Annotated in this window: 11 protein-coding genes; 6 read left to right on the plus strand and 5 right to left on the minus strand. The window is 62.0% G+C overall.

Annotation, left to right across the window (positions count from 1 at the left end; all coding sequences use genetic code 11):
* Positions 1-143: 143 nt before the first annotated feature.
* Positions 144-1,904, minus strand: coding sequence for a sulfate permease (gene sulP, locus E8E91_RS06015; protein ID WP_280375003.1), 1,761 nt, complete (start codon positions 1,902-1,904; stop codon positions 144-146).
* 311 nt (positions 1,905-2,215) lie between these two features.
* Here sulP and E8E91_RS06020 point away from each other — a divergent pair, with 311 nt between their 5' ends.
* Positions 2,216-2,692 carry an ATP-dependent zinc protease gene (locus E8E91_RS06020; RefSeq protein ID WP_280375010.1) on the plus strand — a complete coding sequence of 159 codons (477 nt, stop codon included), beginning with the start codon at positions 2,216-2,218 and terminating at the stop codon, positions 2,690-2,692.
* 268 nt (positions 2,693-2,960) lie between these two features.
* Here the strand turns inward: E8E91_RS06020 and E8E91_RS06025 are convergent, their stop codons facing one another.
* Complete coding sequence (locus tag E8E91_RS06025) at positions 2,961-3,854, minus strand: LysR family transcriptional regulator (RefSeq protein ID WP_044874439.1); 894 nt, start codon at positions 3,852-3,854, stop codon at positions 2,961-2,963.
* A gap of 138 nt (positions 3,855-3,992) precedes the next feature.
* Here E8E91_RS06025 and E8E91_RS06030 point away from each other — a divergent pair, with 138 nt between their 5' ends.
* From E8E91_RS06030 to E8E91_RS06045, 4 genes are all read left to right on the plus strand, one after another.
* The gene (locus tag E8E91_RS06030; protein WP_280375011.1) at positions 3,993-5,090 is read left to right on the plus strand and encodes a 4-oxalomesaconate tautomerase; all 1,098 of its coding nucleotides are present in this window, start codon (positions 3,993-3,995) and stop codon (positions 5,088-5,090) included.
* Between the two features lie 234 nt (positions 5,091-5,324).
* On the plus strand, positions 5,325-6,629 hold the full coding sequence (locus E8E91_RS06035) for a citrate:proton symporter (RefSeq protein WP_280375004.1): 1,305 nt from the start codon (positions 5,325-5,327) through the stop codon (positions 6,627-6,629).
* A gap of 107 nt (positions 6,630-6,736) precedes the next feature.
* Complete coding sequence (locus tag E8E91_RS06040) at positions 6,737-8,008, plus strand: OprD family porin (RefSeq protein ID WP_280375005.1); 1,272 nt, start codon at positions 6,737-6,739, stop codon at positions 8,006-8,008.
* Between the two features lie 202 nt (positions 8,009-8,210).
* Positions 8,211-8,894, plus strand: a complete 684-nt coding sequence (locus E8E91_RS06045; protein WP_280375006.1) for a TerC family protein — start codon at positions 8,211-8,213, stop codon at positions 8,892-8,894.
* Between the two features lie 139 nt (positions 8,895-9,033).
* Here the strand turns inward: E8E91_RS06045 and E8E91_RS06050 are convergent, their stop codons facing one another.
* The gene (locus E8E91_RS06050) at positions 9,034-10,104 is read right to left on the minus strand and encodes an AbrB family transcriptional regulator (RefSeq protein WP_280375012.1); all 1,071 of its coding nucleotides are present in this window, start codon (positions 10,102-10,104) and stop codon (positions 9,034-9,036) included.
* 114 nt (positions 10,105-10,218) lie between these two features.
* On the opposite strand from E8E91_RS06050, the gene E8E91_RS06055 reads away from it, so the two are divergent.
* Entirely contained in the window at positions 10,219-11,127 is a 909-nt protein-coding gene (locus tag E8E91_RS06055) for a LysR family transcriptional regulator (protein WP_280375007.1), read from the plus strand.
* A 106-nt stretch (positions 11,128-11,233) separates the two neighbouring features.
* On the opposite strand, the gene E8E91_RS06060 is transcribed toward E8E91_RS06055, so the two are convergent.
* A complete protein-coding gene (locus E8E91_RS06060; RefSeq protein ID WP_280375008.1) occupies positions 11,234-12,289 on the minus strand; it encodes a 3-keto-5-aminohexanoate cleavage protein in 1,056 nt (351 codons plus the stop codon).
* A gap of 49 nt (positions 12,290-12,338) precedes the next feature.
* Positions 12,339-13,004, minus strand: a 666-nt coding sequence (locus E8E91_RS06065; protein ID WP_280375009.1) for a TauD/TfdA family dioxygenase, incomplete at its 5' end; no start/stop codon positions are given.

A 13,004-nucleotide genomic window follows, 5' to 3' on the forward strand; every position in this document is an offset into this window, starting at 1 on the left:
CGCACCCTACGGTCCAGACCGGGCGAAAGAGGTCGGCGTTGTGCTCGGTAGTGGATTCGCCCCCTTCCAGGGGGCTACCGCAAGTCCACGTTCTACGAACGTGGATGTTTACTCGCCAAGGGCAACGCAGTTGCCCCAGTCGCTCAAGGCGTCCAGTCCACCCCATGCTCTTCCAGATAGGCATCTACCGCCGCCCCGACCGTTGGCTGGAAGATCTCGTCGCCAGCGCCGATACGGGCAAGCACCTCCAGATACCCGAGCTTGTCCTTCACCGGGTCTTTCATCTCGGCGAAGCGCAGTTCCACGCCGGCGCTCCGCAGGCTCTGTTCCAGTTCCACGAGCATGTCCGCCGAGGTCACGTCCACGCTGGTGACCGGTTCCGCCGCGATCACAATACGGTTTACCTTGCCCGGCGCCTGGGCCACGGCGCCCAGCACGCAGTTCTGGAACAGCTCGGCGTTGGCGAAGAACAGCGGGGCGTCCCAGCGGAACAACACCAGGCCGGGAACCACGCGGGCGTGGGGATAGCGACTGATGTCGTGATAGCCGCGAATGCCGTCGACCCGACCCAGCACCGCATAGTGGGGACGCCAGCCATCCCAGAGGAATTCGATCACTGCCACGACCACGGCCAGGCCAATCCCCGGGACGGCGCCCAGCACCGCCACACCGACGAAGCAGGTCATCGACAGCCAGAACTCCCATTGCTGGATGCGGTAGATGCGCTTGAGATCCTTGAACTCGAACAAGCCGATGGCGGCGGCGATCACCACGGCGGCCAATGCGCTGTTGGGCAGGTGCTGGAGCAGGTCAGGGGCGAGCAGCAGCAACAGGGAAACCCCCAGCGCGCCGAACACGCCGGTGAGTTGGGTCTTTGAGCCGGCCGCTTCGGCCACCGGGGTGCGCGACGAGCTGCTGCTGATGGGGAACCCCTGGAAGAGCCCGGTGGCCAGGTTGGCTGCGCCGAGGCCGACCATTTCCTGGTTTGGGTCCACCGCCGTGCGGGTCTTCGCGGCATAGGTGCGGGACAGCACGCTGGTATCGGCGAAGGAAACCAGCGCCACGGCGATTCCGCCGACAAGGACGGTGACCAGGTCGCCCGGATGCAGCCAGGGCACGGCGAAACCTGGCAGTCCCTGCGGCATCGCGCCCAGCACCTTGACGCCGTGGGTGGCGGAGAGATCCAGGCCGCCCACCACCAGGGTCGCACCGATCACCGCAATGAGGATGCCCGGCACGCGCTCGAAGCGTTTCAGCAGCAGGATCACCACCAGCGTACCGGCACCCACGGCAAAGGACGCCCAGTTGGCCTGGTTCGCGAGCAGCGCCTGGCCCAGCTCCCAGATATCCCGAAGTGGCCCCGCACTGTCGACGGAAACGCCGAACAGCTTTGGCGTCTGGCTGATCAGGACGGTGAAAGCGATGCCATTCATGTAGCCATAGCGGATCGGCTTGGACAGCAACTCGGTGATGAAGCCCAGGCGCAACAGGCCGGCGGCGATGCAGACCAGCCCGGAAACCAGGGCCATCGCGCTGGCCAGGGCGATGGCGCGCATCGGGTCGCCTCCCGATAGCTGCATCACCACGGCAAGGATGATGGCCGCCAGCGCCGAGTCCGGGCCGAGCACGAGGATGCGGCTGGGGCCGAAGAGGGCATAGGCCAGTAACGGCACGATGGTGGCGTACAGGCCATAGATGCCCGGTACGCCCGAAGCCTCGGCGTAGGCGATGCCCACCGGCACCAGCATGGTGGTCAGGACCAGGCCTGCGACCAGGTCCCTGGGCAGCCAGGCCGGCTGGTATTCCTGCAACAGCTTCAGTCCGGGCAGCCAGCGCCGCCAACCCGATTGCCGCGTCGTGGCGAGGGCGGCTTGCGGCGGGAGATCGGACTGGGTGTTTTTCATCGGGGCTCCAAAGCGGTCAGGCGGGGTCAAGAAGAAGGGCGGGCACAAGCATGAGGATAGACAGCCGGCGGGGGCGTGCCCTATGTCAATCCGGAGGCGGCCCCAGCGGTAACTGCACTGAAGCGCGCAGTGTTCTCGACGCCTGTGGGAGCGATTTGTATCGCAAGAACGGTTGTGGGACTGCCCTTTGGAGGCGGTCATGTCTTCACACAACCTTGACGCCGCCGGGAGCAGAGTGGGGGCCTTACCCAGCGAAGGAGCCATTCATGGCCCGCACCCAAGTACGTCTGCTCGCCCTGCTCGCGAGCTTGATGATGATCCCCGCCGCGTTCTCCGCCACCCAGAGTCCGGCAAAGGTGTTCGGCTGGGTGGAAGAGGGGCTGCTGCTCCCCGAAAAAGTGTCGGTGAAGATCAAGCTGGACACCGGCGCGCTGACGTCATCCATGGACGCCAAGGACCTGGAGCGCTTCGAGAAGGACGGCAAGAAGTGGGTTCGCTTCAACGTCGAAGTGAAGGACAGCGAGACCGGCAAGATGGTGAACATTCCCTTCGAGCGCCCGGTTGAGCGGAACGTCAAGGTCAGGGGCGCGGGCGGCGCCGAGCACCGTCCGGTAGTGAAGCTGCAGATGTGCATCGGCGATCGCGTCTACAACGAAGAATTCTCCCTGAAGAACCGCGGCAAGATGCTCTACCCGGTGCTGATCGGTCGTCGCACCCTGGAACACCTGGGCGCAGTGGACGTATCCCGCACCTTCACCACAGAGCCCACATGTGCCGACACCAAGTGACCTGCGCGCGGCATGTGCTCCCCTCTCACCCGGACAATGTCCGGCCACGGGATTGACCGTGGCCGGGGCAGGGTAGGGATGCGCGAGGGCGAAAATGCGGCGACCATTCAGTCCGAGGCTGCCTCGCCATACCCTGTAGTTTGGTTGTCAGCCCGGCAAGTGACTCAGACGCTGCAGTCATTCGCGTCGATCCTTCTGGGGCGTGAACTGACACATTGCGAATCGCATCTGGCCTTTCTTCCAGCTCAAGCGAGCATGCTGGAAGACCTTATTCACGCCATCGCTTGAGCAGCATCTCGATAAAGAGTTCTGCGGTGCTCGACAGGGGCTCACCATCTCGACGCACCAGGCCGATAGTGCGTTCGATATGAGGGGGAGGTAACTCCCTGGAACAGAGGTTTTCATGTTCGGCATCCGGCATGGCCATGCGCGGCAAAATCGCTACACCAAGGCCGCATTCGACCAGGCCCAGCGAGGTGGAGAGATGCTGCACTTCGTAAAAGCCGTTGAGGCGGATTCCATGGCCTGAAAGGGCACTGTCCAGCAACATGCGGTTGCCGCTGTCTCGACTCACAGTGATCAGGCGTACGTTCTGGAGATCTTGCCAGTTCACTTCAGACAGCGCTGCCAAAGGATGGTCGCTTCGCATCGCCAGTACGAATGGGTCACGAAGCAGCGGTGTGAAACTGACGTCAGGGTGTTGGGCGCTGATCATGTTGATGCCGAAGTCCGCGTCTCCGCTCACCACACGCTCCAGACCTTCATTGGCGCTGACATCAAGTATTCGGATGCGTATGCCCGGGTAGGCCTCGTTGAAAACCCGTATCACGCTGGGCAGGAAATAGAACGCCGCGGTCGGGATGCACGCGATCGTCACGGTACCTTTCTGGTGTGTCTTGAGCTCACGTATGCCCTGTATCGAGGACTCGTAGTCTTCCAGCATCCGTCGAGCCCGGGGCAGGTATTCCTTGCCTATTTCGGTCAGCCAGGTGCGCCGCGTGGTGCGTTCCAGGAGCTTGGCTCCAAGGGTTTCTTCCAGTTTCTGAAGGCGGCGAGACAGCGCCGGCTGGGATAGATGGAGTGCCTGGGCGGCTTCCTGAAAGGACTGCGATTCAGCCACTCGCACAAAAGCTGCGAGGTCGAGAAATTCTATTCTATGCATGAAAGTGCCTCTGCGGTTCTGCTTTGCACATTAATGCTCGTATCCTATCAATTGATGTTGATCTTTGCATTTGAAGCATAAAAAGGGCGCTGACAAGCTGTAGCCATCGTTGGAACGGTCACGGATTAAACCAAGATGATGAACAGCATCCCTTGCATGATTATGCGTGGCGGCACTTCGCGCGGCCCCTTCATCCACATGACGGATCTGCCTGATTCGCAGGAAGCGCGTGCCGAGGTCTTACTCGATTTGATGGGCTCCGGCCATCCGCTTCAGGTGGACGGCATTGGCGGCGGTAACTCCCTTACCAGCAAAGTGGCCATCGTTGGACGCTCCAGTCGCCCGGACGCAGATGTGGACTACCTGTTCGCCCAAGTGGACGTGACCGAGCGCCGGGTGGACTTCACGCCCAACTGCGGCAACATGCTCTCGGCCGTTGGCCCATTCGCGATCGAGACCGGCCTTGTGGCGCCCACCTACGGCGAGACGCGAGTGCGAGTGTTCAACATCAACACTCAGCGCATCATCGAGTGTTTCGTACCCACTCCGCGTGGTCGCGTGGAATACGAAGGCGATACCAGTATCAGTGGTGTTCCGGGTTCTGCAGCGGGTATTCGTCTCAGCTTCCTGGACGTCGCGGGTGCCAAGACCGGGGCCCTGCTTCCTACAGGTCATGCCATCGAGCAGATTGAGGGTGTCGAGGTCACCTGCCTGGATGCCGCGACCCCGACGGTGATGATTCGCGCGAGCGACCTGGATGTGGATGGCCACGCCGATCCGGCTGCACTGGACGCCAACAGCCCAATGCTCGAGCGTCTGGAGCGCATTCGCTGTGAAGCGGGCCGCCGCATGGGCATGGGAGATGTCAGCCAGTCGGTGCTGCCAAAACCCATCCTGCTGTCGCCGGCAGTTGGCGAAGACGGAACCCTGTGTGCGCGCTACTTCGTGCCACAGCGCTGCCACAAGGCGCTTGCCGTAACCGGCGCGATCGCACTTGGCGCCGCAGTGAATGTTCCCGGCAGCGTGGCCCATCGCCTCGCCGTGGAAACCCGTCGTGTAGAAGCTGGAAAACCCCTCGCATCCATACGTATCGAGCACCCCTCAGGTCATCTGGACCTGCGAGTCGAGTTGCGTGATGGCAACCCGATGAATATCGCCCGGGTCTCGCTGATCCGTACCGCCCGCAAGATCATGGATGGTCGTCTCTATTACCGCATGCCGGACGCAATCCACTGAGTCCCAATGCTGTCCCGCGTCTCGATGCTCCCCGACAACAATCACAAGACGGGTAACAAGAAATGAAGTCTTCCATCACTCGCTGCTTACATCACAACTGCGCCGCAACCGGTCATCCACGTTCGTCGTGAGGATGCCCGGGGCGCTTGCACGCCCTGGCGATTAGCTGCTTCATGTGCGGCGGCTCGTACGCCCGAATGGAGCTGGAAACCATAATTACAAGAGTCCAACGCCATGCTTTCTCTGCTCGGTTTGTCCATGGTGGTCGTGTTCACTTACCTGATCATGACCAAACGCCTGTCTCCGGTCGTGGCCCTGACCGTGGTGCCCATCGTCTTCGCCTTGGTCGGCGGCTTCGCGCCCGAGCTCGGCAAGATGATGCTCGACGGCCTGAAGACGGTGGCCCCTTCGGCAGCGCTATTGCTTTTCGCCATCCTCTTCTTCGGCATCATGATCGACTCCGGGCTGTTCGACCCGCTGATTCGCCGCATCTTGCAGACGGTCAACGGCAATCCGGTGAAGATCGCCATGGGCACCGCTGTGTTGTCGCTGCTGGTGGCGCTGGATGGTGACGGCACCACCACCTACATGATCACCGTGGCCGCCATGCTGCCGCTATACAAGCGCATCGGTATGAACCCGCTGATCCTCGCGTGCATATCCATGCTGTCGCTGAGCATCATGAGCGGCATGAGCCCCTGGGGCGGTCCGGCCACGCGCGCCATCGCCGTGCTCGGGCTGGACGCCAGCGAGTACTTCATCCCCATGCTGCCGACCATGGTAGGCGGCGCCCTCTGGGTGGTGTTCACCGGCTACATCCTCGGCCGCAAAGAGCTGAAGCGGATCGGCAACACCCACCTGAAAACCGGCGGCGACGACTGTTACATCAAGGCCATTCTTGCCGATAACCCCAACAAGCGGCCGAAGCTGATCTGGCTCAACCTGCTGCTGGTGATCGCGGTGATGGTGGCGCTGGTGATGGGGCTGATGAATGCGGCGGTGCTGTTCATGCTCGGCTTCGTGGTGGCGCTGATGATCAACTACCCGCAGCTGGACCTGCAGAAGGAGCGCATCCTCGCCCACTCGGGCAATGCCATGACCGTGGTGCTGCTGGTGTTCGCCGCCGGGGTATTCGCCGGCATTTTCTCCGGCACCAAGATGGTGGATTCCCTGGCCAACTCCCTGGTGGAGATGATCCCCTCCTCCTGGGGCAGTTTCTTCCCGCTGGTGGTGGCCATCACCAGCATGCCGCTGACCTTCGTGCTCTCCAACGACGCGTACTACTTCGGCATGGTGCCCATCCTCGCCCAGGCCGCTGCGGCCTATGGCATCGATCCGGTGGAAATCGCTCGTGCTTCCATCCTCGGCCAGCCGGTGCACCTGATGAGTCCGCTGGTGGCCTCGACACTCCTGCTGGTGGGTATGGTCGATAGTGACATCGGCGACTTCCAGCGCTTCACCTACAAGTGGGCGATCCTCACCTCGCTCGTCATTACCGTGCTGGCCCTGCTGACGGGTGCCATCACGCTGCTCGCCTGAGTTTCCGCGCCCGCCGAAGTCGGGCAAGCCCCCTGAGATCTGGCCCCGTGGTGTGTTTCTGCGCGCCCGCTGGCCGAGTGCGTCCAGAACAAAAAGGTGAAGACACCATGAAAACCAACGCCAAGCCCCTGCCTTCCACCCTGGCGTGCCTGGTTGCCTGCCTGGCACCTGCCGCAGGGGCCGCCGGCTTCTTCGAAGACAGCAAAGCCAACCTGCAATTGCGCAACATCTATTTCAACGATGACTTCAAGGATGAGACGGGCATGACCGCCAGGTCCGCTGCCAACGCACAGTCGAAGAAGGAAGAATGGGCCCAGGGGTTCCTGCTGGATATGCAATCCGGCTTTACCCCGGGCCGCTTCGGTTTCGGTCTGGACGCCCTGGGACTGCTGGGGGTGAAGCTGGATTCCGGCGCCGGCCGGGCCGGTACCGGGCTTTTGCCCGTGCACGATGACGGTCGGGCCGCGGACGAATTTTCCAGCCTGGGCCTGACCGCCAAGGCACGTTTCGCCGGTACCACGCTCAAGCACGGCACTCATCAGCCCAAGATGCCGGTGCTGGTGCGCAACGATGCGCGCTTGTTGCCGCAAACCTTCGAAGGCACCCAGGTCACCAGCGCCGATATAGCCGACCTGAGCCTCACAGGTGGTTACTTCGACGAGTTCCGCATGCGCGACTCCAGTGACAACCATTCGATCACTGCCGACGGATTCGCAGGCGACGACGGTGAAGGCTTCTGGTTCGCCGGTGCCGACTACAAGCCCAGCAAGGCCCTGGCCCTGAGTTACTACTATGGCGAGCTGGACGAGTTCTACCAGCAGCACTTCGTTGGCCTGGTCCACAACCTGCCCTTGGGGCCGGGCAGCCTCACCACCGACCTGCGCTACTTCCACAGCCAGGATGCGGGAGAGGCACGCAATGGCGAGCTGGACAACGACATGTACAGCGGCCTGCTGACCTACACCCTGAAGGGCCATGCCTTGAGCGCAGGCTACCAGCAACTGAATGGCGAAGGCGGGCTGCCATTCGTCAACGGCGCCACGGTCTACAGCTTCAGTAATGCCGGTGTCGGCAAGTTCATCGAGGAGGACGAGCGCACCTGGATGCTCGGTTATGCCTACGACTTTGCAGCCATTGGTGTGCCTGGACTGACAGCCGGTGTTCGCTATTTCAAAGGCTGGGATGGCACGACCGAACTGCGCGGCAACGAGGTGAACGCCCACGAGTGGGAGCGGGACATTGACCTTGCCTACGTGGTGCAGCAGGGGGCTCTCAAAGGGCTTGGTGTGAAGCTGCGCAACATCGCCTATCGCTCCAGCTACAGCAGGGGCCGCGACAACAATCGCCTGTATTTCACCTACGACATCGCGCTCTGGTAGGTCCCGAATGCGGGCTTACCAGCCCGAAGTGGCGCTTAGAAGAGCGGGCGCCGCGCCCGCGTGCCCACAAGGCGCGCGGGCCCTTGATCCTCAAACCACGCTTTTCCGACCACCCGTCTCGACTACCCGTCGTGCCGGCGGAGGTTCCGGAGCCGGGGGCTGTGCCCCCGGCATTTTTTATCGATAGCGGAGATACGGATTTATGGAGTGGCTGAGTGACCCTGTTTTCTGGATGGCACTTATGCAGATTGTCGCCATCGACATCCTGTTGGGCGGCGATAACGCAGTGGTCATTGCACTGGCGTGTCGGCATCTTCCGGAGGAACAACGACGCCGAGCCATCATCGGTGGAGTAGCTGGGGCAATCCTATTGCGCATCGCGCTGTTGTTCTTTGCGATGCAACTACTGGCCTTGCCGTATCTGAAGCTGGCGGGTGCGGCGCTGTTGCTCTGGATCGGCGTGAAATTGCTGCTGCCCGAAGACGAACAGACCCACGAAGTCAGGGCAGGTGCGAGCTTCTTCGCTGCCATCAAAACGATCATCATCGCCGACGCTGTCATGAGCCTGGACAACGTGCTTGCCGTGGCTGGGGCTGCCGGCGGCAACCTGCTCCTCGTCAGCCTGGGCGTGCTGATCAGCATCCCGATCATCGTTTGGGGTAGCCAGCTGGTGCTCAGACTGATGGATCGTTACCCGCAGGTTGTACTGCTGGGGGGCGGCTTGCTGGGCTGGATTGCCGGGGGCATGGCTGTAACCGACATCGCGGTGGCGAACTGGATTGTGAACGAGGCCTGGTCCAAGCACCTGGCTGCAGCCGGTGGCGCTGCCCTGGTGATGGCCACAGGTCTATTGCTGCGCAAGCGTGCATCAGTAGTAGTTGATTAGTTAAACGGCTGATTTCCAGGAACTCGATGCTCGCCAGGTAGGGAGTCGGATCCAGGCTGCGGTAGCGTCAGCCTTCCCTGGCGATGACTCGTCCGGCCCGGCCTACTGGCTCCATCAATGCAGAGAATTGACCGCGCGTTCATCGAGACAGGCGGATGATCTGTCGCGCCAGGTATGGGCCGATCAGTACGACGCCGAACAGGCGCATGGTCTGCATGGCCAGCACCAGACCGACATCCGCCTGGGTGTCCAGAGCAATGATTGCCATGGAGTCCAACCCTCCCGGACTGGTGGCGAGATAAACGGAGAGGAAGTCTTTGCCGAGCAGATTCGCAATGAAAACTGCGGACAGGGCGCAAAGTGCAATCAGGGCAAGTGCGCTGAGGAGCATGGAGGGTAGCCGGCGGACGACGAAGTCGAAGGCCTCGCGATCGAATCGTAATCCCACGTAGCAGCCGAGGGCTCCGTAGGCCAGGCACAACAGCCACTGTGGTAGGTCGATGATGAACGCACCGCCCAATTGCAGCGCCGCCCCAGCCAGGAGCGGCACGAGCAGAGCACCTGCCGGGAAGCGAGCACCGATCAACACACTGCCGAGCAGAACAAGGATGGTGAGGACGCCATTGGCAGGCGCAGTGAAGCCGAGGGCGGCTGTGCCTGCCGTGATTTGGGGGGAAGTAACTTCGCTACCGAGGGCATGGCTGACGACTGCACCTATCAGCACGACGCAGACTACGCGCACGTACTGCATCGTGGCGACCACTCGGGAGTCTGCTCCGTGATCCTCGGCCAGAGCCACCATGGCGGACGCCGCCCCGGGAGACAGACCCCAGGCCGCGGCGCTACCCGGTAGGTCACCGTAGCGCACGAGGAAAAGGGCGACGAGCAAGCTCATCGCTACTGTTATCGCCGTGGCCAGCAACATGACGGGCCAGTCATGAGCAATGCTGGCAAGCGTTTCGGCGCTTAGCGAATGAGCCACCAGCAAGCCGATGCAGCCCTGACCGAGTTTGAATGCGAGCGCTGGAACGCGGATGCGCGCGCCCCGCACGCCAAGTCCGATGGCTACCAGCATGGGGCCGAGGAAGTCAGCCGCTGGCATTCCGATCAGTCGCAGCACCTGGCCTGCGATTACCGCAAGAACGAGCAGAAGCAGCCACTGCCGCATGAGGGCAATGGAGTCGAGAGAGGGACGGGTAGGCAAGGCGATTCTCCGTGCGCGCTGTGGGGCGTGTGTGTCCAACGCGCATCGGCAGTATTCTGGTGCTGATTCATCAAGTCTATTTTCTAATTGTGATGAACCGATAATTAAGAGTTATCGATTATGGATCTGCGTGACCTGACTTATTTCGAGACCATTGCTGAGCTGGGCCACCTGGGACGTGCGGCGGAGCGCCTGTGTCGTAGCCAACCTGCTTTAACCAAAAGCATTCAGCGCCTGGAGGAATCCCTTGGAGCCAGCTTGTTCCAGCGTGATGGCCGACGCATCAAGCTGACCCCAGCGGGGCATTTGCTCCTGGAGCGAAGCCGTCAGCTACGGCACAGCGTTGATGAGACGCGCCGTGAGGTACGCGACTTCGCCAATGGTTTGGTCGGAAATATTCGACTGGGCTGCGCAGTCTCCATGGCCGAGTACCTGCTGCCACAGCTCACTGCGACACTGCTTAGCCTCGCTCCCAATGTGACACTGACACTTACGGTGGGGATGGACGATGTGCTTCGCGAGGGGCTGTTGCAGGGAAATCTGGATGTGGTCATCAGCCCCTACGTCGACAAGGTAGAGGGACTGGAAACCCACGCTCTGCTGGAAGATCAGGCCGTGGTTGTGGCGCGCCGCGATCATCCGCTTTTCAGCGGGCCAATCAGCCAGCGCGATCTGTGCCGTTACCGCTGGGTGCTGCCGCCTCTCTCAGCCAGTGCGCGCAAGTGGATTGATAATGCCTTCATAAGCCGGCAACTGCCGACACCCATGGTGCAGGTGGAAAGCACGTCGATTTCCTTGATGCCACGTTTGATTGCCCGTACTGACTTACTCAGCTTCATCGCGCGTGAGCACCTCTTAGGTGGAAAGGCGGAGGCCAGTCTGCGGGAAATACCTCTGGCGGAAACCACCATGACGCGGGTAATCGGGGCGAGCTATCGCTCTGAGGGTTACAAGTCGCCGGCGACGGCAACTCTCCTGGAAATTCTGCTGACTCATCAGGCCAGCCTGTTTCTTCAGCTTGATTCCTGAGGTGCGGCCAACCGTCTCCGGCTCGGCGTCTCCATCGCGCGCCGTCGTTACCGGCAGCGCGCGGCGGGTATTGGTCGGCCAGTTGCATCGCTGACCGACCGCAGCATCAGGTGTGCTGCGTGAAGCCGACCTGACCCGGCTTGCGGTTCGGCGCGAAGCCGTTCCTGGCCAGGGTCTCGTCGGCGTCCTTGTAGAAGGTACCGATCTTGTAGATCTTGCGGGCCTCGTCGCCGTTGGCCACTTCACGGCCGAACTCGCGGGAGATGCGCACCAGCTGCTCGATCTGCTCCACGGTCGTCATCTTGGCGGTCTGGCGCTGGTTCCAGATGTTGTCCTCGATGCCGCAGCGCACGTGGAGGCCGAGAGCGATGGCCATCATGTTCAGCGGCAGCACATTGCGCATGCTGGTTTCCAGCGTCAGCACCGAACCGTCCGGGCAGGCGCGCACGAAGTTGGCCAGGTCGTACGGATTCGGTGAGTCGAAGCCGCCGCCGATGGCCACCCAGGTGAGAATCAGCGGCACATTGCACGCACCACGGCGCATCATGCGCTCCACGGTATTGAGCTGGGTGATGTTGGCCAGCTGGAAGTGCGTCTGGATGCCGTTGGCCGAAAGGCGGCGAATGTGTTCCTCGACCCAGGCCGGGCCGGCCGGAATGGTCATTTCCTGGTAGGCCTTGAGCATCACCGGGTCTTCCAGCGAGGTGCCGCGAATGTCGGCGGCGGTCATCTGCTCGCAGACGTTCATCTGGTTGGTGTTGATGGCGATGGTCACCTGATCCGGGGTCGGGGTCAGCTCGGCCAGCATGTGGCGGGTGTCGTCGGACAGCCACTTGGCAGCGTCGCCGTCGTTCTCGGGAGCAAAGGAAATCGAACCGCCGACCTGGAGGATGATCCCCGGGCAGGCTTCACGGATACCGGCCAGCAGTTCGTTGAATTTGGACAGGCGCTTGGAGCCCTTGCCGTCTTCTTCACGCACATGGACGTGCAGCACGGTGGCGCCGGCGTTGTAGCAGTCCACGGCTTTCTGGATTTGCGCGTCCATGCTGACCGGGATGTCTTCCGGGAAGTCGGACGGTATCCATTCCGGGCCATAGGGGGCAGCGGTGATGACCAGTTTTTCCATGTTTTCGACAAACAGGGAACCATCGATGAAGTTCATGACTTACTCCTGGGATCGGCGATCTGGTGGTTGTTGTGCGTTGTGGTGATCAGAAGGGCTTGTCGCCGATGATCCCGGCGCGCTCCATCTTGCGGACGCAGGGCGGGTAATCCATCACGGCGTAGTGCTGGGTAGAGCGGTTGTCCCAGATGGCCATGCTGTTTTTCTTCCAGCGCCAGCGGACCTGGTATTCCGGGTTGTAGGCCTGGCTGACCAGATAGCGCATCAGGTCGCTGCCGCCCATGCTGTAGTCCTGGCCGTAGCGCACGCGCTCAGGGGTATGGAAGTTGGTGAAGTGGGTAGTGAAAGCGTTGACGAAGAGGATCTTTTTGCCGGTTTCCGGGTGGGTGCGCACCACCGGATGTTCGGGGTCCGGGTACATGGCCTTGAGCGCCAGGCGCTTCTCGACGGGCATGGCCGCGCCGAAGCTCGCCTCGATGCTGTGGCGGGCACGCAGGCCCTCGATGCGCTCTTTCACGTCTTGCGGCAGCTTCTCGTAGGCCAGCGCCATGTTCGCCCACATGGTGTCGCCGCCCACTGGCGGGCACTCCACGCAGCGCAGCACGCAACCCATGGGCGGTGCATCGCGCCAGGTGGCGTCGGTGTGCCAGGCGTTCTCGTAGCGGTCGTTGGGCTGGTCCGGGTCCTTGTAGATGCGCACCAGGCCCGGATGCTCCGGGTCGCTGCCGGCCACCGGGTGGTCTTCCAGCTCGCC

This window comes from Pseudomonas sp. BN515 (assembly GCF_029873155.1).
Classification (GTDB): Bacteria; Pseudomonadota; Gammaproteobacteria; order Pseudomonadales; family Pseudomonadaceae; genus Metapseudomonas.